The 25,514-nt window shown below is 40.4% G+C and carries 18 protein-coding genes; 6 read left to right on the top strand and 12 right to left on the bottom strand.

From position 1 onward, the window contains the following. Positions 1–8 precede the first annotated feature (8 nt). A complete protein-coding gene (locus HCG69_RS08635; RefSeq protein ID WP_221649725.1) occupies positions 9–1,730 on the bottom strand; it encodes an alpha-L-rhamnosidase C-terminal domain-containing protein in 1,722 nt (573 codons plus the stop codon). A 16-nt stretch (positions 1,731–1,746) separates the two neighbouring features. Next, positions 1,747–4,425, bottom strand: a complete 2,679-nt coding sequence (locus HCG69_RS08640) for an alpha-L-rhamnosidase (RefSeq protein WP_221649726.1) — start codon at positions 4,423–4,425, stop codon at positions 1,747–1,749. A 250-nt stretch (positions 4,426–4,675) separates the two neighbouring features. On the opposite strand from HCG69_RS08640, the gene HCG69_RS08645 reads away from it, so the two are divergent. From HCG69_RS08645 to HCG69_RS08660, 4 genes are all read left to right on the top strand, one after another. Beyond that, on the top strand, positions 4,676–8,728 hold the full coding sequence (locus HCG69_RS08645) for a response regulator (RefSeq protein ID WP_221649727.1): 4,053 nt from the start codon (positions 4,676–4,678) through the stop codon (positions 8,726–8,728). 394 nt (positions 8,729–9,122) lie between these two features. Then, the gene (locus tag HCG69_RS08650) at positions 9,123–9,488 is read left to right on the top strand and encodes a BlaI/MecI/CopY family transcriptional regulator (protein WP_221649728.1); all 366 of its coding nucleotides are present in this window, start codon (positions 9,123–9,125) and stop codon (positions 9,486–9,488) included. Positions 9,489–9,506: 18 nt separating this feature from the next. Then, a complete protein-coding gene (locus HCG69_RS08655; RefSeq protein WP_221649729.1) occupies positions 9,507–11,315 on the top strand; it encodes a M56 family metallopeptidase in 1,809 nt (602 codons plus the stop codon). A 140-nt stretch (positions 11,316–11,455) separates the two neighbouring features. Then, positions 11,456–13,342 (top strand): TlpA disulfide reductase family protein, encoded by a 1,887-nt coding sequence (locus HCG69_RS08660; RefSeq protein WP_221649730.1) that lies wholly within the window; start codon positions 11,456–11,458, stop codon positions 13,340–13,342. 196 nt (positions 13,343–13,538) lie between these two features. On the opposite strand, the gene HCG69_RS08665 is transcribed toward HCG69_RS08660, so the two are convergent. Together HCG69_RS08665 and trmB are read right to left on the bottom strand one after the other, a co-directional pair. Beyond that, entirely contained in the window at positions 13,539–14,645 is a 1,107-nt protein-coding gene (locus HCG69_RS08665; protein WP_221649731.1) for an Mrp/NBP35 family ATP-binding protein, read from the bottom strand. 137 nt (positions 14,646–14,782) lie between these two features. Further along, positions 14,783–15,541: a tRNA (guanosine(46)-N7)-methyltransferase TrmB gene (trmB, locus tag HCG69_RS08670; RefSeq protein WP_221649732.1), complete on the bottom strand. Its 759-nt coding sequence runs from the start codon at positions 15,539–15,541 to the stop codon at positions 14,783–14,785. Positions 15,542–16,058: 517 nt separating this feature from the next. Here trmB and HCG69_RS08675 point away from each other — a divergent pair. Beyond that, positions 16,059–16,586: a hypothetical protein gene (locus tag HCG69_RS08675; protein WP_221649733.1), complete on the top strand. Its 528-nt coding sequence runs from the start codon at positions 16,059–16,061 to the stop codon at positions 16,584–16,586. Between the two features lie 196 nt (positions 16,587–16,782). Here the strand turns inward: HCG69_RS08675 and HCG69_RS08680 are convergent, their stop codons facing one another. The 7 genes from HCG69_RS08680 to HCG69_RS08710 all read right to left on the bottom strand — a co-directional run bounded on the left by HCG69_RS08680 (position 16,783) and on the right by HCG69_RS08710 (position 23,499). Next, positions 16,783–17,385 (bottom strand): DUF975 family protein, encoded by a 603-nt coding sequence (locus HCG69_RS08680; RefSeq protein WP_221649734.1) that lies wholly within the window; start codon positions 17,383–17,385, stop codon positions 16,783–16,785. Positions 17,386–17,412: 27 nt separating this feature from the next. Further along, complete coding sequence (locus HCG69_RS08685; RefSeq protein WP_316929461.1) at positions 17,413–18,444, bottom strand: branched-chain amino acid aminotransferase; 1,032 nt, start codon at positions 18,442–18,444, stop codon at positions 17,413–17,415. Between the two features lie 38 nt (positions 18,445–18,482). Next, positions 18,483–18,692, bottom strand: coding sequence for an exodeoxyribonuclease VII small subunit (gene xseB, locus HCG69_RS08690; protein WP_221649735.1), 210 nt, complete (start codon positions 18,690–18,692; stop codon positions 18,483–18,485). Between the two features lie 4 nt (positions 18,693–18,696). After that, positions 18,697–19,962: an exodeoxyribonuclease VII large subunit gene (gene xseA, locus HCG69_RS08695; RefSeq protein WP_221649736.1), complete on the bottom strand. Its 1,266-nt coding sequence runs from the start codon at positions 19,960–19,962 to the stop codon at positions 18,697–18,699. Further along, on the bottom strand, positions 19,959–21,311 hold the full coding sequence (locus tag HCG69_RS08700) for a S8 family serine peptidase (RefSeq protein ID WP_221649737.1): 1,353 nt from the start codon (positions 21,309–21,311) through the stop codon (positions 19,959–19,961). The genes xseA and HCG69_RS08700 overlap by 4 nt, the downstream gene beginning before the upstream one ends. Before the next feature lie 19 nt (positions 21,312–21,330). Continuing rightward, positions 21,331–22,416 (bottom strand): tRNA 2-thiouridine(34) synthase MnmA, encoded by a 1,086-nt coding sequence (gene mnmA / locus HCG69_RS08705; RefSeq protein WP_221649738.1) that lies wholly within the window; start codon positions 22,414–22,416, stop codon positions 21,331–21,333. 300 nt (positions 22,417–22,716) lie between these two features. Then, positions 22,717–23,499, bottom strand: coding sequence for a bifunctional 2-polyprenyl-6-hydroxyphenol methylase/3-demethylubiquinol 3-O-methyltransferase UbiG (locus HCG69_RS08710; RefSeq protein ID WP_221649739.1), 783 nt, complete (start codon positions 23,497–23,499; stop codon positions 22,717–22,719). A gap of 127 nt (positions 23,500–23,626) precedes the next feature. On the opposite strand from HCG69_RS08710, the gene HCG69_RS08715 reads away from it, so the two are divergent. Continuing rightward, positions 23,627–24,505 (top strand): hypothetical protein, encoded by an 879-nt coding sequence (locus HCG69_RS08715; RefSeq protein WP_221649740.1) that lies wholly within the window; start codon positions 23,627–23,629, stop codon positions 24,503–24,505. Here the strand turns inward: HCG69_RS08715 and HCG69_RS08720 are convergent. Next, the gene (locus tag HCG69_RS08720; RefSeq protein WP_221649741.1) at positions 24,480–25,484 is read right to left on the bottom strand and encodes a metallophosphoesterase family protein; all 1,005 of its coding nucleotides are present in this window, start codon (positions 25,482–25,484) and stop codon (positions 24,480–24,482) included. The two genes, HCG69_RS08715 and HCG69_RS08720, sit on opposite strands and share 26 nt — an antisense overlap. Between the last annotated feature and the right edge of the window lie 30 nt (positions 25,485–25,514).

Here is a 25,514-nt window from a genome sequence, read left to right on the forward strand (position 1 = left end):
TTAGGTTATCAATCAATAATCTTCACACCTTTAGGAGCTTTTACTTTTGTTACTATCTTACCATTCTGTTTGCGATGAGAGATATGAACATCTCCCTTTGGAGTCGGGAAAGTACCTTCCACCCATTCCAAATCACCTAAATGAGACTCTATCTTTAGAGTACGACAACCCGGAGTCATCACTTTCACACCTAAAACATGCTCACTCAGCCAGGCAGTAGGTCCTGAAGCCCAACCATGACAAAGACTATGCCTCAACCTGCTATAACAGAAATTCCCGAAGTCTCCATGAATATCTTTTTTCCCTACAGGAACCAGTTCATCTATCGGAGCAGAACCAGACATCCATTCCAAATTGAAATCTTCCCAGAAAGTAGTAGCTCCCATATCCAGCATTCCGCCCCAATAGGTACGGATTACATCAATAGCTCCCTGATAATTACCGGCTTTAGCCTGTGCCTGCAACATATAATATCCATAGAAAGTTGAAAAATTCTTGGCTCCTCCTACTGATATTACATTATTATCGGCTTCAGCAGCATCTACCAAACCTGCCAAAGCAAGCAGTGCAGCAGCTTGTTTGGAACCGTTTGCATCGGGTACATGTTGTTTCATGCGAGTACTCACTTCAGCACAAGTAGCCGCCAAAACGTTATCGCCCAACGCTTCACAAAGCATAGCACCTGCATCAAAAGTCATCGATAAAAGAGCTTGCAAACCAGCATTAATTCCTTGCCTATTCCTCTCGGAAGGCCAATCAAGAAAACGCTTCCCGTCTAAATGCTCTTTACCGGATTCGTCTACTTTGGTCAATAAATGATTTAGTAAACCAGTCAGATAGTCCTTCTGCTGTTTCAGATACTCCAAATCACCCTGATACAGATACCATTCTTTATGAATCAGAATCCACCATAAAGAATAAGAACTGATATTATTCATCCAGTCCGGAAGCGGAGTGGTATCACGGGATAAATCCAAACTTCGGGGAACAACCTCATTAAATCCGAAAACAGAGCTGATAGTCATTACTTCGGGATGCATATCTCCTACCCACACCAGGCGGTCTCTTTTAATGCCATCCCACAAATATTCCTGCATATTCAAATGAACGGTATAGGCTCCGGTCATCCATATTTCATTCAGCCGGTCATCATTACAACGGAAAGAACCACGATAAGGAATGTCACGCATCACAGATACTGCATTGACCTCTTTCAATAACAATTCCGTATCGGCATCTAATAAGTCAATACGTGCAAAACGGAAACCACTATGTACAGTCTCTGCAGTCCCAAGCCATGGAAGTTCCATCGTAAAATCACGCATGGCATGATCATTCATGGCTCCCTTTGTCCCAACAGGAGTCATTGCTTCACTCACGGATTCACCCAGACGGATACGAATCTTTACCGGCTCTTTGCTTTTTGAACGCCCGGTAACAATACGTAACCCTCCCTGTATCTCTTTTCCAAAGTCGACCAGAAAAGAAGGATATTCACCGCCGGTACTTTTCAGCAGGCACAAATTGCGATTGGTTAATACCCCTTGTCCATCACCGGGTTTCAGTAATGCATTAATATTATGAATTAACCCACCACTACCGTTATACTGCCAAACAATACGTGTCGGCGCGATATATGTACGCGTTCTCGGATCTGTATGCTGCCCCCAACCAACTACGGTAATCATCAAAAACAGCAAAACGCTACCCACTCTTCTTATTATTGTCATGTTAGTATGTATATTCTTATTTAATTCTAATCTCAAAATGATACGTTCCGGGAGTAAGTTTTATACTTCCTTCTTCTCTTTGTGCAGATAAAATCTGCGACTTGATTTCCTTACTTTTAACAGTATAAGCAGCGTCAAGATACAATGAAGCAGAAGTGTTTGAAGGAACCGTTACCATATACTGAACTTTATTCTTGTTTTTATTCCATGATGAAACTATTTCCCCATAAGGTGAAACATGACTGGCCTCAAAAGAATTCAATCCGGTTACAAAGTTAGGTTTTAAAATAATATGTTTAAAACCAGGGGCAGATGCATCCGGAAACAGACCTCCCAAAGCCTTGTAGTACCAGGCACTGATTTCACCAAACATGATATGGTTCAATGAAATATCCCGATAACCGTCTGTGCGCCAATTTTCAAAAAGAGTGGTAGCTCCATTCTTAATCCACCATCCCCAGGAAGGATAGGTATCTTTGGAAGCCAATTTATAGGCTAAATCAGCGTATCCATTCTCACTCAAGGAGTTAAGAATCGCTTTGCTTCCCAATAAACCAACATCCATACTTTGGTCTTTCTCCACCTTTTCGGCCAGATTCTTTGCTACTAATTCCTTCATATGCTCCGGAACAATATTCCAATATAGAGGTGTACTGAGTTCCGTTTGGTGTCCACTGCAATAAATTCCTTTCTGCTCGTCCAGGAAGCGGGCATTGATACTATTCTTTATTTTTGTAGCCAAAGCGGAGTATTTCTCATAATCACGCTGTTTATTCAGCAATTTAGCTGCTTTAGCCAGAATATCGGTATCTACATAATAATAAATAGAAGAAGTCAGTTCTTTTGAAGAACGTGCCTTTATAGGAATCCAATCGCCCAAGCCCCAGTCTGTAATACCGGAAGGATAGGTATAATTCAAGTAATCTACGTACCGCTTTATATTATCGTATACAGATTCGAGCAAATGTTTATCGCCATAAAACAGATAAATATTCCATGGAATAATAGCTATCGTACTGGTCCAATCCACTCCATTTCCCCAATGATAGCCCCATCCTCCGGTAGGTATGATAGCCGGTAATACACCATTAGGAGCCTGTTCATCCTGATGATCGGCCAGCCACTTCTCATAAACCGTAATGCCATCATAGTTGTAAAGCGCAGTTTCAATAGCAATATGTGCATCGCCTGTCCAGCCGTTTTTCTCTCTTTGAGGACAATCAGTGGGATAACCAAACAGATTGGATAAATAAGAACGATTGGTTGCTTCCCATATTTTATTCAATAGTTCGCTCGATGAAGTCACTTTTCCAACAACAGGTACATCACTATGCATAAAATAAGCCTTCAGACTATTCGTTGTCAGTTCTATAGGCTCGTTACTCAATACTTCGACATATTGAAAACCTTTATAATTAAATCGTGCCCGGAAAGACTCTTCTCCCTTTCCACTTAATATGAAGATATCAGTCTGAAACGGATCAGAATCATCAGTAGGACGATAATGATAATCAATATTAGACATGTCTACTTTTCCATCCTCCCCAATTCTTTCGGCATGTTTCAATCTTATTTCGGTACCCGGTTTTCCGGTTACAATCAGTTCACTAACCCCGGACATATTCTGTCCGAAATCAAACAGATAATCTGTATCCGATAGTTTAGTCATCCTTACCGGGTTGAGTTGTTTCACATCACGAACCGGATGCATCTGCTGAGAAACAATTAAATTGGAAGGAGCCGATGTACAAGCAGCGTTTTTCCATTTCTCATCGTCAAAACCGGGAGTATTCCATCCGGCCTGTTCCTTTCTGGCATCATAGTGCTCAGCCGTGTAGATACTATTAAAGATTACCGGACTCAATGACGTTTTCCAATCTGATCCTGTAGAAACAAACTCCTCTTTCCCATCCTCATAGACTATACGAATATCCATACAGAATTTAGGTCTGCCACGCCAGGGAGCCTGATCAAAATTCCACACTGCTGTAGATTGATGATTATACCAGCCATTTCCCAATAATACTCCCACAGCATTATCTCCCTGTTGCAGTAATTGGGTTATATCATGTGTCAGGTACAAAGTACGACGATCAAAACGTGTATAAGTAGGATCAAGGCGATGGTCTCCCACACGCGTACCGTTAATAGATAGTTCATATAATCCAGCCACAGCAATGTACGCCCGTGCCTGCCTGATCTTGCGTCCGGTATCAAATGTTTTTCTGAAATAAGCAGCAGGTTTCAAACGGTAATCATGCGTATCCGAAATCCAACTGCCTTTCCAATTGTGCATCCCCATCAATCCTGTTTCAAAATAAGATACGGCACTTGTATAGTTATTATTAGTATCATCCCAGACAGAAACCTTCCAATAATAACGGGTATAAGGCTGCATCGCCTTTCCGGCATACATTGTAAGTACCTCCGAAGACAATATCTTTCCGGAATCCCACGCTTCTCCGATACCATTCGCTACTGCAACAGAGTCTGTGCCAACAATTACCTGATAAGCTTGCTGCTTATTCAGATTGACAGGTAATCTCCAGCTAAAACGAGGAGTCGGAACATCAACACCTAAAGGAGTGACCAGATATTCACACCGTAAAAAGTCTAACTTCCCTAAAGACTGAGTCGCAAACAAAACCAAATGAGACAAAAGTGTTAAAAAGAGTACTGACAAAAATCGTTTCATGATATATAGATGTGTTTATAATATATAATGCAAAAATAGCCAATAATAGGCGAATACGTATTCTCATATGTGCCAATAGTATGTTATCAGCAGGACAACATGTATTCATTCTCGCCAGTTTTGTATGTTAATCGTCCAAATGCCCTTTTAGCGCCTCTTTTACGGATTATAAAAAATACGAAGATTATATAATTCCGGCAAAAAATATATCTTTGTACGTGTAATTACTATCCAAGCAAATAATATACTAATGAAAAAGCACTTTCACATTCTATTATTGTTTCTTTTATGCTTAGTAGGAAATACCAATGCATACAACCTTAGACAAATCAGTAGCCGGGACGGACTTTCCAACAGTTCAGTGGCTTGTTTGTTTCAAGATGACGAACGCTTTTTGTGGATCGGAACTTATGATGGGCTCAATATGTATGATAGCCGGGATATTTATATCTATAAACCGGATATAAATAACCAGAACAGCCTGTCGAGCAATGTTATTAAGAATATTACAGAGACAGAAGGTGTCTATCTGTGGATCAGCACCAAATGGGGGCTCAATAAGTTATCACAGCGCAGTAATATTATTGAGGAGTATTACAACGAATTTGGCGAGAACTCATATGTGGCTAAAGACAACCATGACAATTTATATGTGTTTGGTAAACCCGGTATTCTCTCGCTGTATTCCAAAAAGCAAAAGAAGTTTATTGACCTTCCTATTCAGAAGGGCATGACACACGACAATGTGAGTAACTTTGTTATTGATGCACAAGATACCATCTGGATAAATCATCGTGGAACGATGGAAAAATATACTGTAAATCAGGTAGACAGTGCGGCTCCTCAGATAGTGCAACATCCCAGTTTCAGACATCCACATCCTATTAAGTATGTATTTTACAGTAACAAAAAGGTTATAATTGTTGATTCAGAGGGAAATATCTATGCAATCACACCTCAGGAGACACGTTTCATTAAAAATCTGAAAACACTTATCAATGAAAGTGGAGAGATTGGTTCCATTATATTCGATAATGAAGATCTCCTTATTGCTTTCAAGACCAATGGGTTAATACATCTTGATGCTGCAAAAAATTATGCACCGGAAAAGATTGAAATTAACTGCGGAGTATTCTCGTTATGGAAGGATGAACAGCAAGACATCGTCTGGATTGGAACAGACGGGCAGGGAGTATATGCATGGACAAAAGATGAATATACATTTAATAACGTATCACTCAACCAACTCCCCATAAATAAAAGAAGACCCATCCGCGCCATTTATGCCGATCCTCAAAACACGTTGTGGCTGGGAACTAAAGATAATGGCATTATCCGTATAGAAGACTATGACAAGGCGAAAGTATACTCAGCTGCAAACGTTACCCACTTCACTACACAGGAAGGACTAACTAATAATGCTGTATTCGCCTTTGTTCCCAGTAAAACCCATCCCGTATTATGGATCGGTTCTGATGGGCCCGGATTAGACTATTATTCCTACCGGGATCATAAAATACATCCATTGGTAAACCACACAAAGATTGGAATAGCCAAAGTGCATTCTATGGTTGAGATTTGTGATTCGCTATTATGGGTGGGCTCCGGCAGTACATTATTAAGAATAAATGTACAACCCAAAGGGAATACTTTGGAAGCTAAAAGTATCCGGTCTGTCAACCTCAATATTTCCAACCGGCAGCAATATAACCAAATATATTCTATCTATCCTGAAAATGATTCTATTATGTGGATAGGTATGCGTGGTAATGGCGTCATACGGCTCAATATACAAACAGAGGCTTACAGGCTGATCACTTTTGATAAAAACGGTATAGCGCCAATGAACGACATATTATGTATTCATCAAGATCGTAATAAAAATATCTGGTTAGGAAGTAGCTATGGACTAACCAGACTAAATCTGCTCCCTGACGGAAGTTTTGATTACAAAAACTTCAACGAGAATGAAGGGCTTCCCAATAACACAATACACGGCATTGCAGAGGACAGGCAAGGAAATCTATGGTTAAGCAGCAATACTGGTATCATTCTGTTTAATCCTCAAAGAAATAGTTTTCGTAACCTCAATTATAAAACCGGACTAAAACTTATTGAGTTCAGCGATAACGCTTATTTCCAGGATAATACTCTAAACAGATATTTTTTCGGAGGAGTAGATGGCATTGTATGGATCAAAAATGAGGAAAGAAAGAAGAAAGAATTTGTACCCGAGATCTTCTTTACAAAGTTACGGATCTTCAACAAAGAATATAGCATATCTGAGTTTGAGAAAGCAAAAGGTAATGAGGAGGCAATTGTGCTCAATCATAATCAGAATTTTTTTGCAGTATCATTCGTTGCAATGGATTTCATCAACGGAGAAAACAGCAAATACTCGTACAAACTCGAAAATTTCAGCGATGTATGGATGGATACCCGCTCTAATGAGGCACAATTTACCAATATTACTCCGGGAAATTATATCCTGAAAGTGAGATATAATGACGGAATGAGTAATAATGAAGAATTAATAAAAAGTATACATATCATCATTCTCCCTCCCTGGTATCAAACCATGGTTGCATACATTATCTATGCACTGCTTATAATAGGTCTTATGATTGGTATATTCAGATATATCAAATGGAAATATGAACGGAGAAAAATATCTATTACCAGACGTTTAAATGAAAAATATAAGGAAGAAATGTATGAAGGTAAATTGCGTTTCTTCACCAACATCACACATGAATTCTGTACTCCGTTAACCCTTATTTACGGACCGTGCGAGCGTATATTACATCATGAAAGCAGTGATGTATTCATCAAAAAGTACGCTCAAATTATTAAATCAAATACAGAGCGGCTCAACAGTCTGATTCAGGAAGTAATAGACTTTCGCCGTATGGAAACAGGAAATCAGATATGCCATATACAAGAATTAAATATCAGCGAACTATCGCAGGAAATTATTGAATCATTCAGCGAACTGGCTGAGCAAAATAATATCCTTCTCCAAACCGACGTTAGCCCTGATATCATATGGAGAAGTGATAATAGTTGTTTTACAAAAATTCTGAACAATCTCATTTCCAATGCATTTAAATACACTCCGGAAAAAGGAACTATTTTAATATCTGTAAAAGTAATAAATACAAAACTGGAAGTTAAAGTATATAATACGGGTAAAGGTATCAGTAAAGAAAATATCCCTCTAATATTCAACCGTTACAGCGTATTGGATAATATCAAAGAAAACAGTATTAAGGGATTATCTTCCAGAAATGGATTGGGACTTGCTATCTGTCATAGTATGGTGGAATTGCTTCAAGGTATAATCAAAGTAGAAAGTGAGGTAAATCAGTATGCCCAGTTCACCGTAACGTTACCTCAGCTGGAAATTACAGAGAATTCTTCCCAAAAACAGGAAGAGGTTCCCAGATTGATACAGAAAAATAAGATGAATAGACAAGAGCCTGAAAATGGGACTACCGAAGAAGAATGTCCGCAACCGGAAGCAACGATTCTGGTTATTGATGATAACAAAGAGTTGTTGTGGATGTTGAAAGATATATTATCTGATGAATATGCAATCCTTACGGCAGAGAACGGAGAGGAAGGGTTGGCACTGTTAAAGCAAGAAACCCCTGATTTGATCATTACAGACATTATGATGCCTAAAGTTGACGGAATTACTCTGACTAAACAAATAAAGAGTAATAAACACACGGTACATATTCCACTGGTTATTCTGTCGGCTAAGAACACAACCGATGAAAGAATAGAAGGCATTGAATCAGGGGCCGATGCTTATATACCAAAACCATTCAATACCCAATATCTGATAACAGTGATCAGGCAACTTATCAGAAAGCAGAAAGAGCTGAAACAATATTATAACTCTTCAGCCAGTGGATTCGATTTTGGAGGTGGACAGCTATTGCAAAAAGAAGATAAAGAATATCTGCAAACAGCAAGAGAACTAATAAATAAAAACATGGATAATACACTCTTCGGCCCTGAAGAGTTGGCAGCAGCCATGCAGACGAGTAGCCGCAACTTATATCGCAAATTCAAAAATCTGAACCAGCCATCTCCCAAAGACTTTATAAAAGAACAGAGAATGACTTATGCCGCCAAATTACTACTAACTACCAGCCTGACAATACAGGAGGTAATGTACAAGACTGCATTTACCAACCGTTCTCACTTCTATAAAGAATTTGCCAAACGGTACAATCAAACGCCAAGGGAATACAGGGAAACAAATAAACAGAAAGATACATCCCTGTCTGATTAAAGGAGTAATTTATGCGAATCTGTAGTTGGATAGTTGGTTCAAATCTGATCGGAAATGAACTCACCACAGAGTAGCACAGAGTTCCACAGAGTACTATTTATCTGATAAAACGCGGATTAACACAGAACGCAGATTAAAAGACTGTAGTTCTTTATCATACATTTGTTTCCCTTTGCGAAAATCTGTGTTAATCTGCGTTTCAATAAAGATTTAAACTCGGTGGAACTCCGTGTTACTCTGTGGTGAAATACATTCAAAACCGTACAATAATGAACACCGCCCGGCATACCTCTCAATGACTTCTTTACTGAGTTTACATTATTTAACCCACTGACTATTGTTTAATTACGAATATTTCGTAGATTTGCAATATAATCGTAATTAAACATACTCCATGGAAAAGCTGACTATACAAGAAGAAGAAGTGATGATCTACATCTGGGAACTGGAAAACTGTTTTGTAAAAGAGATAGTAGCTAAATTCGAACCACCTGCTCCCCCTTATACGACCGTAGCATCCATAGTGAAGAATCTTGAACGGAAAGGATACGTCACACCTCGTCGGGTAGGTAATACTTATCAATACACTCCCTCCATACGGGAAAGTGAATATAAACGTAGTTTCATGAGCGGAGTAGTACGCAATTACTTTGAAAACTCTTACAAAGAAATGGTTTCTTTTTTTGCTAAAGATCAAAAAATATCAACTAATGATCTGAAAGAAATCATTGATATGATTGAAAAAGGAAAAGAAGAATAATCCATAAACAATGATATTATGACTCCGGAACTTGCCTATTTTCTAAAGATAAACGTAGGAATTATAGTATTCTATATATTCTACCGGTTATTCTTTTATAAAGATACATTTTTTCATTGGCGCCGGACAGCATTGCTTTGTTTCTTGGGAGTCTCACTGCTTTATCCTATGCTCAACCTTCAGGAATGGGTAAAGGCACATGAGCCAATGGTGGTAATAGCCGATTTTTATGCAACGACACTACTCCCCGAAGTGGTATTTGAAGAAACAGTAACCCCAACTGATGCAAACTGGCAGGAATTGATCCTCTATTCTCTGAGTATCATCTATTTATGCGGAGTGATATTACTATTTATCCGTTTTATAATGCAACTGACCAGTATTATCCGCTTACGAATTCAGTGCAAAGTAACAAAGATACAAGGTGTACGTGTACATATATTAAACAAAGCAAGTGGTCCCTTTTCCTTTTTCCATTGGATATTCGTCCATCCGGAATCTCATACTCAGGAAGAACTTGCCGAGATTCTTACTCATGAGCAGACTCATGCCCACCAATTACATTCGGCAGATATAATATTCAGTGAACTGGTGTGTATTGCCTGTTGGTTTAATCCTTTTATCTGGCTTATGAAGCGTGAAATACGAAATAATCTGGAATACATGGCCGATCAACGCGTCCTGCAAACCGGATATGACTATAAAGTATACCAGTACCATCTGTTGGGACTGGCTCATCACAAGGCTGCAGCAACTCTCTATAATAGTTTCAATGTTTTACCACTCAAAAACCGAATTAAAATGATGAACAAGAAAAGAACAAAAGAAATAGGAAGAACTAAATATTTGCTATTTCTTCCATTGGCTGCCTTGCTACTAATAATCAGTAATATCGAAGCAGTAGCCCGAACCACGAAAAATTTTGCACGGGAAGTAATACAAACTGTTGAAAAGTCAACAGAACAAGTAACAAAGGCTACCGGACAAATACCAGAACAGACCACAGTAGAAGAAGTTACTATCCCGAAAGAAACTCCTGTCGATATAGACATAACCGATAAAGATCCTTCTGCCACCATGCAAAAAGTGAATACTGGAGATGATGATATTTTTGATGTTGTAGAAGAGATGCCCGTTTTTCCTGGCGGACAAACAGGTCTGATGGAGTTTATTGCTAAAAATTTGCGTTATCCTGTAAAGGCTCAAAAAGAAGGTATACAAGGACGTGTCATAGCACGTTTCATTGTAGAAAAAGACGGATCGGTTAGCAATCTGGCAGTAGCACGACGCTCTGTCAGTTCCGAACTGGACGCAGAAGCCATACGTGTATTGTCAACAATGCCTAAATGGACTCCGGGTAAACAAAGAGGAAAAGAGGTACGTGTAAAATATACAGTTCCCATCGCTTTCAGATTGAGCGGACCGGAAGTAGAAGAGATAAAAGACAGTAAGCTGGAGGAAGTGGTAGTTGTAGGATATGCTCCCAAAGATGACATCATAACCCCGGAAGTTGTTCTTGAAAGTGCAGAAATAATGCCCAAATATCCGGGTGGAACCAGTGGACTAATGAGTTATCTGGCAAGAAATATCAAATATCCATTTGATGCCCAACAGAGCAAAACGCAGGGACGTGTTGTTATCCAGATGATAGTCAACAAAGACGGTCATGTTATCAGTCCGAAAGTAATACAAAGTGTCTCTCCTTCACTGGATGCCGAAGCTATACGTGTAGTAATGGGTATGCCACGTTGGGAACCCGGTAAAAACGATGGCCAAACGGTAGCTGTGCAATATACACTTCCTATCACCTTCAAACTTCAACAATAACTCTCTCTTAATACATTAATTGAAAAGAAAGAAGTAATCGCCTTTTATCATAGTGATTACCTCTTTCTTTTTTACCAAAAAAGTAGTAAATAATAACTATATTATTCTTACTTTTGCAGATAACCATAAATAACAACACCATGAAACCATTCGTACTTATCACTTGTTTTCTGCTAAGTCTGACAGCATTTACACAAGCCCAGGAAAGAATCATAGAACAACCTCCCTTCACCGCCTGGAGTTCTACAAGCATTGAAATAGATAAAGTAGCATTGAGTGACACAGCAACCGTACTACATATCAAAGCTTTTTATCGTCCTAAAAACTGGATAAGAATTGCTTCCGGTAGCTTTCTGAAAGGAAGTGACGGTGAATTATATCCTCTACGCCACGGTATCGGCATCACTCCCGATCAAAAGTTTTGGATGCCGGAATCCGGACAAGCCGAATTTAAACTTGTCTTTCCACCCCTGCCAAAAGATATTACCTCTATCGATTTCTCCGAAGGAGATACAGAAGGCGCTTTCAAAATCTGGGGAATACAATTGGATGGTAAGTTGCCTAAGCTAAAACTACCGGCTGAAGCTACAGAACGAACCAAAAAGCTTACTACCCTACCTACACCCAAAATAGAAAAAGGCAAAGCTCTCTTAGAAGGGCAAATACTTGATTTTGAACCGGGAATGTCTTCAAACTTCACTATCTACCTTAGAGGCGCTGTTAACCTGGAACAAAAAGTAGACATAAAAGTAAATGATAATGGACAATTCTCCAGCGAAATACCAGTCATTACAACAACACCTGTTACATTTTACAACGGAACAGAAGCGATTAATTTTTTATTAGCCCCCGGAGAAAAGACCAATCTCTTCATCAACCAACGTGAGATCTGTCGCCGGCAATCCAAGCTACATAAAGACAAGAAATCCAATGAAGCAAGCGTCTATTACGGAGGATATCTTGCCGGACCATCCGAAGAAATTGCTAAACTGAATTTCAAAACCAATATAGATGATGACTATCCTCAGTTCATAAAAGACCTGAAAGACAAAAATGCAGAAGAAGTAAAAGCGTATATCCTGAATAAACATAAAGAGAAACTCCGGCAGATTGATGCTCTTAAAGCAACGAAAGCCTGCAAAGAGATGCTTTGTTGTGCTGTAGACGCATCGGCTGCATCACTTCTCACGTTCGTTCCCGGAATTATACAACGCGTACATATCATTAACTACAAGCTGAAGGACGAACAAGTGAATGAATATATAAAGAATAATCCTGTCAGTCTTCCGGATGATTTTCTGAATGTACTAAAGGATTTTTCCTCTCTTAATACCCCGCAAGCTATGTATGTTCCTCTCTATACGCGTCTCACCGGAAGCCCCATGTTCAGGACGGCATTCAGCAAAGCATTAGGAACAGACAAAGGGATTTATTTTGAACTTTCTACAGTAGCCAATGTACTAAACGGAATTAACGACTTTACACCTGTCACAGAAGAACAGTTGGCAAAAATATCCGCTTTATCAACTCCCGTCTATCTGGAAACAGTGAAAGAGAAAAACGATGAATTACTGGCAAAAATAGAAGAGAACAAAAAGAAAACCGGATTTACCATAAATGAGGCTGGTGAGGTAAGTAACGAAGATTTGTTCGCTTCTATTATTTCCAAATATCGCGGGCATACCTTATTAGTGGATTTCTGGGCAACCTGGTGCGGACCATGCCGCATGGCAAACAAAGCTATGATCCCCATGAAGGAAGAGTTAAAAGACAGGGATATCGTTTATATTTATCTGACCGGAGAAACTTCTCCAAAAGGTACATGGGAGAACATGATACCCGACATTCATGGAGAACACTTCCGGGTAACAGCTGATCAATGGAGTTATCTGATGAATTCATTCCAGATCAGAGGAGTGCCTACCTATCTGCTCGTTGACCGTGAAGGAAACATCACTTATAAAACAACCGGATTTCCCGGAGTAGATAAAATGAAGAGTGAACTGTTGAAAGTACTCAATAAATAAGAATAAATACAACTCACCACAGAGTTTCACAGAGTCTAATTATCTGATGAAACGCAGATTAACACAAATGAACACAGATTAAAAAGACTGTAGTTCTTTATCTTATAGGTTTCCTTTTACGAAAATCTGCGTTCATCTGCGTTTCAATAAAGATTTAAAACTCTGTGGTAAAACTTATTTCAACTACTGATTCGCATTACTTATGCATTTCTACAATCCGTGTAGGTGCCTGTTCTACATTCCGCCGATCTACCTGGCGGACCACAGCAGCAGCCAATGATAAGAAAGCACGACCGGTAATTGTATTCTCATCCAATGCAGCAGGAGTTCCCTTATCACCGCTTTCACAAATACTTTGAACTATAGGAATCTGTCCCAGCAAAGGCACATTCATCTCTTCTGCCAGTTTCTTGGCACCTTCACGCCCAAAGATGTAATATTTGTTTTCGGGCAATTCGGCAGGAGTAAACCAAGCCATATTTTCGACCAACCCCAAGATAGGTACATTAACTTTCTCATTGGTGAACATATTGATACCCTTACGGGCATCTGCCAATGCCACAGCCTGTGGAGTACTCACAACAACTGCACCGGTCAAGGCCAATGTTTGTACCACAGTCAGATGGATGTCACTGGTTCCGGGGGGCAAGTCAATCAGGAAATAGTCCAGTTCGCCCCAGTCGGCATCACCAATAAGCTGTTTCAGTGCATTACTTGCCATACCACCACGCCATAAAGTGGCTTGATCGGGATCGACAAAGAAACCAATGGAAAGAAGTTTTACCCCATATTTCTCAACGGGAATAATCATATCACGCCCTCCAATTTTTTCGGCATAAGGCCGGGCATCTTCTACCTGAAACATTTTTGGCATAGAGGGTCCAAAGATATCAGCATCAAGCAATCCAACTTTATAGCCAAGTTTGGCAAGCGCCACAGCAAGATTTGCCGCTACGGTAGACTTACCGACCCCTCCCTTTCCGGAAGAAACACCAATAATATTTTTCACTTGCGGTAATAGTTTTCCTACTTCCGGACGTGCGGTCTGAATGGTTCTTACACTAATATTGCCTACAATTTCCACCTCTTTACTTACGTGAGTAAGAATAGCTGCTTCGGCAGCTTTAACCACCGACTTCATAAAAGGATCGGTAGGCTTTTCAAAAAGAAGGGAAAAAGAAACTTTCATCCCTTCAATGCGGATATCATCCTCCACCATACCGGCTTCAACAAGATTCTTACCGGTACCGGGATAACGCACTGTTGCCAGTGCATCGAGTATTAACTTTGGATAAAGTGTCATAATATTTACGATTTGACGATTTACGATTTGACGATTGAAATTACTTAGATTTACCATAAGACGATTGGGATTACCTATGACTACAGGAAGAAAGATTCTTCAATCGTAAATCGTCAATCGTCTAATCGTAAATCTGATTATTTACTTGTTTGTAACCCGCTCCTCTTACTACGGTTATAGCTACGATACGAGTCGAGTTCTATTTCAACATCCGGCTCTTGCAATTCACCTTGCTGTGGAAGCAGAAATTTTATATACTTAATATTTAAACCACGGTCAAGCCATTGTTGTTCATAATAAGTCTTGATTCCCAGAATATCATCTACGAGGCCGGAATGATAAAGATCTTCGGTGATAAACTCTACCGGGAATTTATTCTCCTCGATCATATATCGGGTATAGGTGAACATGAAGTTACTATCCGTCTTCAAATGAATGATTCCATCTGGTTTGAGAAAGCGGCGATAACGCTCCATAAAATGAGTAGAAGTTAGTCGCTTGGTAGCCTTCTTCATTTGCGGATCAGAAAAGGTAAGCCATATTTCACTCACTTCACCCGAGCCAAAAAAGCGGTCTATTATTTCAATATTCGTACGCAGGAAAGCCACATTCTTCATACCTGTTTTCAAGGCTTCGGTAGCTCCGGTCCACATACGTGATCCTTTGATATCTACACCAATAAAATTCTTATCCGGAAACATCTGTCCCAGTCCTACGGTATACTCTCCCCTACCACAACCCAGTTCGAGCACTATCGGATGATCATTACCAAAAAATGTTTCATTCCACTTGCCCTTCATTTCAAAAGGCACATTGTCCACCACAGAGTAAGGATACTCAAACACATGCGGATAACTTGCCATATCGGCAAACTTCTCTAATTTTCCTTTTCCCATATAATCAATCTGGTTTGCCTGCAAAGTTACTTACTTTCGACGGAAACGGCAATCAGGTAGGAAGAATATTTCATAGATGTCAAATAGTCATTCGATACCTATTTGACATAGAATTATAAATGACTTTACTGTATCCGCGAGGAGAACTACGATAACTTGATTCAGTAACACATGGAAAGGTCTTTGAATTACAGAATGAATTGACAATTCATAAGACAGAGGTATGAATATGAAGTTTTTTTAATCATCTTCATGTTTTTATTCTCCTTGGATCAAAATTTCTCTAAAAAATTTTGATTAGTACTAAATAACATATATATTGTCAACACTTAACTATAATGCCTATGAAAAGAACCTTTTTGATTAGTTTACTATTATCGCAATAACCTGATGGCACAACAGTTGATACTATACCTATTCCGCAATCTCATAGAACACAACCTGAGATTAAAGTTATACATAAAAAGTCACTAATAATAAAGGACTTCGTTTTATAGTACCCAAAAGATAGATAAGTATGAAGGCAATATGGATAATTTTAATTATAATGCTTTGTACAGGATGTACTAACAATAGAAAAATCCAGCAAACTGGTTTAGAAAATAATCTAATATCTTATTCTGATACTATGAAACAGAATGACTACCATACTATTTTTAATGAATCAATGAAGCGAGCCATAAATGAATTCATAGTATACATAAAAGATAAAAAATATACGAGTCCTATTGAAGAAAAAGTTTTAAGTTTCTATTTTTATTCAGAAGCAGGTAAAGATTATTTTTTAATGATAGCCGAACCATATTATGAGAGAAAACTAATCAAGGATTATACATATATTGGAAACTATGTATTTGTTTATTATGGTGAAGAAGGTATAGGAAATCAATATATTAATGCAAGTAAGTTAATATCCTATCATGATACTCTTCCTGGATTTCGTGCATACGATGAAGTTCCAATAGGAATTTATGAACCTTTCGGTACCCTTTTTCAAATAATAAATCCAGATAGCCTTATATTAATACAGAAAGGAATGTTATAACGTTAAATTAGAGCATATGATATTATTAATAAGGATAATTTTCGCTTTATGTTGTCTATACCAAATTCTATCAAGGTATCATACAACCAAGAAATGTCCGTTATGAAGGGAGACATAAAAAACGCAGATTATCGCAAAAATAAATGGAGTACAGATTTCTCTGCACTCCATTTATCCATATTATATAAAAGTTTTATTAAGCTTCAATAATAACCTCTTCTTCTATAACTGTCTGCGCTTTCAAATCTTCATAGAAAGCAGCATGAGCAGATTGTACATAAGGTTGTAGGAAAAGGAATCCGATACCCAAAGTAAAAAGACACAAAATAGCCCAACCGATAAAGCTAAGATCAAGCAAGAACAATTTCATCTTGTTACCATCCATCATAGCCATACTTTTTTCGATAGCAGCATTATTAGCCAACTCCGGTTGATCTTTCAGAATAAAGTCCGTCATTGCATACGAATAGTTCTTAATAATACCAGGAATAACGAGCAGCAACGTCCATAAAAATGTATAGATAACCTGTAGTAACTTAGTACCAACAATACGTCCGAAATCATTGAATCCATCAAACAGACCTCCGATGTTCATTTCACCGCCTCTCATTACACTCAGCAGCACAATAGAGTATCCATACATCATAGGCAATGCAACCAATATAGTTCCAACAACCGGAATGTAAGAAGCAGCACCCGATACAGCACCAAATACAAGAGTAGTAACCGCTCCCATCACCCATTTGTCGGTAAGAGCAACACGTGCTTCTGCACGCAATTCTGAATTTTGTTTCAACATAAGATATTAAGATTTATTAAATAAATATTATTCTACAATAGTTACCCATCCGTGTGTATCCGGTTCGTCACCATATTGGATAGCACGTAGTTTATGGTACAATTTTGTACAGATCGGTCCTGGTTTACCATCCTTAGAAATAATATATGAATGATCATTTTCCGGATCATCAATACGCTGTATCGGGCTGATCACGGCAGCAGTACCACAAGCACCGGCCTCTTCAAGAGTTGCCAGTTCTTCTTCGGGCACCGGACGGCGTTCTACTTTCAATCCCATGTCTTCTGCCAGCTGCATAAGGCTCTTGTTGGTAATAGAAGGAAGAATAGATGTTGATAATGGGGTAATATAAGTATTATTTTTAATACCAAAGAAATTGGCTGCACCACACTCGTCCATATACTTCTTCTCTTTTGCATCGAGATAGAACTCAGCCGAATATCCAGCTTCATGAGCTTCCATACTTGCACGCAGACTGGCAGCATAATTACCACCTACTTTATAAATACCTGTTCCCAGCGGAGCTGCACGATCATATTTGCGTGTGATTACGTAAGGAGTAGTTGCAAACCCACCCTTGAAGTAAGGACCTACCGGCGTTACGAAGATTACAAAGAGATATTCGTTAGCAGGACGTACACCCACCTGTGCACCGGTACCGATGAGTAGCGGACGGATATAAAGAGAAGCTCCTGTTTCATAAGGCGGGATGAAACGTTCGTTCAGTTTTACAGCTTTCAGAACAGCCTCTTTAAAACGGTCGGTCGGAAGTTCCGGCATAAGGATTCCTCTACAAGTAGATTGCAAACGTGCCGCGTTCTCTTCAAGACGGAAAATACGAACTTTACCATCTTTACCACGGAAAGCTTTCAAGCCTTCAAATGCCTCCTGACCATAATGCAGACAAGTGGCAGCCATGTGCAGGTTAAGGATCTCGCTACTGCTTATTTCCAATTCGCCCCATGCACCATCGCGATAATTAATTCTCACGTTGTAATCTGTCTTCATATAGCCGAATGACAGATTAGACCAATCTATTTCTTTCATATTAGTATGTATATTAGTTAAATTCTGCTATCAGACAACAAAAATAACTTTTATTCTTTAGATTGTAGCTTTTCATGCAACAATTTTTCGACTTCCCGATCAGCTTTCGTCAGTTTCTCCGTACAAAATGCAATTATTTCATTGGCCTCCTTTATTTTTTCTGCCAACACATCTATTTCAAGTTCATTATTGTCAATCTGACGAACAATCTTTTCCAGACGCTCTATGGCCTGGGAATAGGTTTCTTTTTTTACAGACATAATTTTATTTACGATTAGACGATTGAAGTAACTCTGAATTTACGATTGAAGTTAGTTCTCCATGATGCAAGCGAGTGATGATTTCGTCACCGGGAGATACCTGGGAAGTATCGGTGACGGGTTTACCTTCTTTCAGGGTGATACTATAACCACGGGCAAGGAGTTTATCGGGAGAGGCATCAGTGATACGCTGCTGAAACAGTTCCAGGCGATGGCGCTGACGAGCCAGTAAAGCGGCAGAGACCTGCATTAAATCTTTGCTTGCTGTCAACAGGCGAAAACGTGCATCCGACAACCGATGAACCACTAATGCGGGAATACGAGCCTGGCAAGACGAGAGTCTTCCGGATTCACGTTCAAGAAAAGCAGAAGCACCTTCGCGAAGACGGGTAGACAGATATTCCAGCTGATCCGCAGCTTCATCCATACGGTTTATAAGTAATTCGGCAGCGGCAGTCGGTGTCTTCACCCGGGTATGTGCCACAGAATCAAGCACCGTGTCATCACGTTCGTGCCCAATACCGGTAATTATGGGTAATGGAAATTGCGCACAGGCGGCAGCCAACAGATAAGTATCAAACCCGGATAAATCAGATGTCGCTCCTCCGCCACGAATGATAACAACAACATCAAAGTCACTTAGCCGGGCATTCACACGGTCGAGTGCAGACAGAACCGATTCTTCTACCTGATTACCCTGCATCATAGCCGGAAACAATTCCGTATAAAAGAAAAAGCCACGGGAATTGTGCTGCAACTGATGGCAGAAATCTCCGTAACCGGCAGCAGTAACCGAAGAGATAACAGCTATACGCTGCGGCAACAGAGGCATTTCAAGTTCTTTATTTAAGGTCAGTACTCCCTCTTCTTCCAGCTGCTGCAATATCTCGCGACGGCGGCGTGCCATATCGCCCAGCGTGTAAGTTGGGTCAATATCCAGCACAGTCAGGCTATAGCCATATAGCTCATGAAACTGTACAGTCACCTTCACCAATACTTTGATACCGGAACCGAACATCTGTCCGGTTGCTTCTTCAAAATAAGGTTTGAGCAACCGAAATACATTGCTCCAGATCATCCCCCGCGCTTTGGCAATAAGATTATTGCTACGAGGATCTTTCTGTATAAACTCCAGATAACAATGTCCCGTACTGTTGGACCGCACATCACTCAGCTCCGCCTGTATCCAGTATTCATCGGGCAAGCATTGTTCCAGGCTCCGTCGCACCAACGCATTGAGATCAAAGAGAGTCAGCGCTTCCTGTTTCATTTTGCAGACTGATAAGCTTTCCACATATCAGGAATCCCGTATCCATAAATATTGTCGGGATATTTGGCACGATCTCCCGAACGGCGAACCAGTTCAATGATCTCCTTCGCCGTCAGATTGGGAAATGCCTGCCACAAGCAAGTCACCATACCGCACATGATAGGTGAAGAGAACGAAGTACCGTTGGCTCTTCTCAATACACCATCCGTCCCCATTACGTCCGAACCTAAACCTACTGCCATTACATCAGGTTTTACACGGCCATCGGCTGTATTTCCGATAGAAGAGAAGGGGGCCAATTCACCTTTTTTACTAATAGCACCTACCGTAAGTACATTGTCTGCATCTCCCGGAGGAGTCGTTTTTTTCCAAGGTCCCGAACCGGCATTCCCGGCACTGCACACTACAATCATACCCTTATCTGCTGCCTTTGCAGCCTGGCGGGACATCAAAGCGAAGTGGCCGTCCAGATCACGATAACGATAATCTTTTGATTTATCATCAAAAGCATAATATCCCAATGAAGTATTTACCACATCTACTCCCACACTATCGGCAAATTCAATGGCAGCCGCCCAGTAATCCTGCTCCACTAAATGTTCGGAATATTCATCCTCGCTACGTAAGAGCCAGAAAGAAGCTTCGGGGGCCGTACCAATCATCACATGAGGCTGATTCATACCAATGCATGAAAGTACACACATGCCATGACTGCTCTCGGCATAAATATCAGCTTGGGGGTTTACAAAATCTTTTGTACCCAGAATGTTGATATTCTTCATCGCATCTATACTGTCAGCATTATGAAAACCTGCATCAATCACGGCAATCGTCATCCCTTGTCCTTTAAATCCTGCTTTATGCAGCTTGTCGCCATTGCTTATCCGGATCTGGCGAAGTGCTGGTCCATAGGTTTCTTTTATCCACAGAGGGGTATTTATCAATGAATCGCGTTCGGTAGCCATCGTAGGATTCTCCGGATCGGGTGCAATCCATACCTTTTCGGTAGCACGGACAAAAGGAAGTCTGGCAATCTTATCTATCAATGTCGTATCGTTGCAGGACACAGTTACAAAGTTATCCCATTTTCCCATGGTGACAATATTCACACCTTTCTTACGAATAGCATCCACATACTTACGGCACACCGGTAAGTCGGTAGAGTCTATTGCCAACCGCTGTTTCTGACGGCGTTCAATGGCTTTCTTTGAAAGAAACTCTTCCGGACGATCCAATGAATAAGTGGTAGCAGCCTTATCTCTGAGATTGATGCGATACTTCAATGTGTCCTGTTGCGCCGATACTCCGGTAGTAGCAAGAAGCAGAGCGGCCAAAATTAATTTTCTCATACTTTATATTCGGTTTCTATTAAAAATCTTTGTTTTCTTCAATCACAAGACCAATCCCCCGCTGTGAAGCTATAAATGCACCGCCTATCACCCGACGGCCATCATAAAATACTGCTGACTGCCCAGGAGTTATGGCCGAGGCCTCTGCAAGGAACTTCACGAACAGCCGTCCATCTTCCAATCGCTTCACCCGGCAGGGTATCGGGCGACTGCGATAACGAATACGTACCGCCAGATTCCGGCACGATAATACTTCCTGCTCATCAATCAGGTGATCCTGATCGGCGAGCATATATCCGGCATGTAACTGTTCAACATCTCCCAGCATTACAGTGTTCTTCTGTGGATTGATTTTCAGCACGTATGCGGGTTTACCCAAAGCAATCTCAAGCCCTTTTCGCTGCCCGATTGTATAATAAGGAAACCCTTTATGCTGTCCCAACTTCACTCCTTCCGAATTGACAAACCATCCCGGACCAATCTCCGTATCCAGATCGGGATATTGCTCACGCAGGAAATCACGATAATCTCCTCTGATAAAACAGACTTCCATGCTCTCGCCTTCTTTTGATTTGGCTTCATACCCTTTTTCACGCAGATAATCCCGTACTTTCAGCTTGGTATAGTTTCCCAAAGGGAAAATGCAACGCCTCAATACCTCCTGGCTCAGACGCCAAAGGAAATAGGACTGGTCTTTCTTATCATCATCTCCCGCTACGATGTATATATTCCCATTACGTTCTTCCAACCGGGAGTAATGTCCGGTAGCAATCCAATTACAATTCAGGCGATCCGCCCACTCCGTCAATACACGAAACTTAAACAACGGATTGCACATCACGCAGGGATTAGGGGTTCGCCCCTGACGATATTCATCAATGAAATTCTTTACGATTGTATCTTTGAAGGGTATCCGTTCGTCGGCTACATAGTGCTCAATACCCATGCGTGCTGCCAGTTCTCTGGCATCCTGCGGTTCATCTCCCCATACGCGCATGGTTACACCTACTATTTCGTATCCTTGTTCTTGTAGCATCAGGCAGGTGGCTGTGCTGTCTATACCGCCACTCATACCTACTAATACCCGCTTATTTGGTTCTTTCATGCAAAGTCTGATTATTGTATGCATGCAAATGTACAGTATTCCGCTCAGATAGCCATACGGAGCAGAAAAAAAGTAAGTCCGGATGAAAGAGAATGAATCAATGGTAGCAATAAAGGACTTATCTCATCTGTTTCATCTTGTTCTATTACTATGAGAAAAAAGTTTCAACGCTTTGAGATTTTTTTCTCAATACGTTGAGAATTTCTTCTCAACAGTTTGATACACTTTGTTTCATAGTATTGAAACAAAGTGTATCAAAGTATGAAATAACTGCTATATAAACCAGATATCCGGTGAATATCACGCAGAGGCATCAAGTATATAAAAGCAGGATGTTGTAAAGTAGTTCCTTACATAGGGTATGTTTGCAATAAAAGGAGAAAGTACACAAGGGCGTAACCGAAATTTCACTTCATAGTGTGGATTAATAAACCAGAACTTACGTTGGCGAATGGAATACCCTGTTTTACGAGCCAGACGTTCGAACATTTCAATGGTGGTACGACAGGATTTAATGTCAAGCAGTTCAGCAATGCAGACTTCACTCTCCCCACAGATTTTCAACACACTGCGATAAAGAGGACGCGGTAATAAATGCAGAAATGGCCAGTGAGAAGCTACTTTACTATGACAGATCTGTTGATGCCCTCCAAAGGGCATTTGCCAGGCAGGAAAACCAATAAATACAACTCCGCCGGGAGCCAGAAACTGCCGGATATGCTGCAACATTGATCTTTTATCACCAATATGCTCAATTACATCATGAATCAGGATAACGTCATACTTCTCTTTTTCAGGAGTCATATCAAAAACATTCACAGCCTTGAACTGTGCAGCACAGCCCGATTCAGCAAAAAACTCACGGGCTTGCAGAATACGCGTTTCAGCCAGGTCAATGCCTGTTACAGAACACTGTCGCTCGGCAAAAGGCAAAAGATTCCCCCCGTCGCCACAACCTATCTCAAGAATACGGGTAGATGAAGTGATAGGAAAAAACTCTTCCAGGTAGGGAAGAAAATACTTTCGGCTACTAACAGCCAGTTCATCAAAGTAGCGTTTGCGATTGGTATGTCTGTCCTGCATCGTTATTTTGTATTCTATATTTTGACTACAAATCTATCCATTTCTCTGAAGTATTACAAAATAATCCCGGCATAATTTGATTATTCGGGAAAAAACACTATATTTGAAAATAAGAAATCTCATAAATATGGCTAATCCAAGACTGCCGGGAATACCCGAAACTGAAGAAACCCTCTTGTACGCCAAACTAAATGAGTACAATCGGGGAAGAACATCTTTCAAAGAAGCAGGTGCTTATCTCATAGTGCTGCCACGTCCGGGATATAATAGTTATTCGCTGTGGATTTACTCGCCGGAACCCCAAAAACAATCCATCTTATTCATACACGATCTTTCGACAGATATCTATGAAGCATTACGAATGGCCAGTACCATGTTTTACTTCTCAAGACGCTGCCTGCTCATTGTGGAATATAATAAGAAAAGAATGTTGAGTAATGGAGATGATATTGTCTCTTTCGGAAAATACCGTGGGCATTATTTACACGAAATACTTAAAATAGATCCCGTATATATGAGCTGGATAGCTTATAAATATACCCCAAGAATCCCTAAACAAGAACGCTTTGTGGAAATTGCCAAAGTGTACCACTCCATACACCTGGACCTCATGCTACGGAAAGCAAAACAAAATCAGGAAACAGGACGTTTTTTGGGTAACATAGGTGATAAGGTAGCAGATCTGACCTTAAAAGTCATAAAGGTAAAAGTAGAGGATGACCCATATAAAACCCGGATAAACGGTACAACTGTACAGTTTTATATACGGCAGATTGTAACACTGACCGATACTTCCGGAAATCTGGTAGTTATCCGGTTCACGGCTAAAAGCCCAAGCGGAGAATCCTGCCAGATACCCGCCACGGAACATGCATATCAAACAGACGAAATAATACACATAAGTTCAGCACGCGTGGCACGTATCTACAAAATACGTGGCTCGAAGTATACCCGCCTGAGCCACGTAAAATTACAGGAAGTTAGCGCTTACGCCAGTCGTCTTTAACAAAGCTGGCCGGATAGGATACTTTGTCTATAACCTCTCCTTTCAAACGAATCCAGGAGGTGAAAGTACGGGTACCTTCATTCAGTTCGATCACCCGCGCTCCGTTAGGCAAGTGATTGTATACGGTGTTTCCTCCGGTATAACGACCGTAGGCCAAAAGGATCCCTTTCCACATCACCGCATAATCATTGTCATGATCGTGTCCAACGAAAGTAGCCATAACATCACCCGATTCTTTCATCGCAGTAAACATACCCGAATTTATTTTCGGTGCGCAGGCCCTTTCCATACGTGTACCACGCAATATCGCATTTTCATCCTCGGCAGCTTCGTTGTATTCGGGCAAGGGGATGTGAAAGAAAGCAACGGCAGGCAACGGTTGACCATTATTGGCCGCTGTATAGGCAGCACTCTGATTGCGGTACCAGGCTATCTGATCAAACGTAAACCAATTGTAACCATCAACATCCTTCATCGGAGAATAAGAATGAGAATCCATGCAATAAAGCAAAGCAGCCTCCTTTGCATCAGAAGATGATTTTACGGTCAACACATAATCCGGTGATGAAACATTACCACGGTCGGGAAGAAGATTGTAGGGAACCTCACGAATTAAATCATAGAGTTGTTCACGGGTCATCTTTTGCTCATCATCGTGGTTACCAAAAGTCACCACAAAAGGAATCTTACGATTAGAAACCTGTTCCAACACCTTGTGCATACCACTGTCTGCTGGAGCAGCATAAATAACGTCGCCGGTAAATACTACCAGATCGGGATGCTCGGCATCCAACACTTCATTAATGCGTTCGAGAGCAACATCAGAAGCCGGATTACCATATTTAAAGTGTACATCGGTAAATTGTACTATCTTAAATTTACCATCCTTATTAAACTTAAGTTTTGTGTTTTGGGCAAAGCCAGATGTAATACCCAGAAGGGAGAAAAGCAGCACAAACAGTACTTTTAATTTAATCATGATACTAATAATTTAAAGGTTAGAATATGT

The organism is Bacteroides sp. K03, assembly GCF_019734355.1.
GTDB classification, from domain to species: domain Bacteria; phylum Bacteroidota; class Bacteroidia; order Bacteroidales; family Bacteroidaceae; genus Bacteroides; species Bacteroides nordii.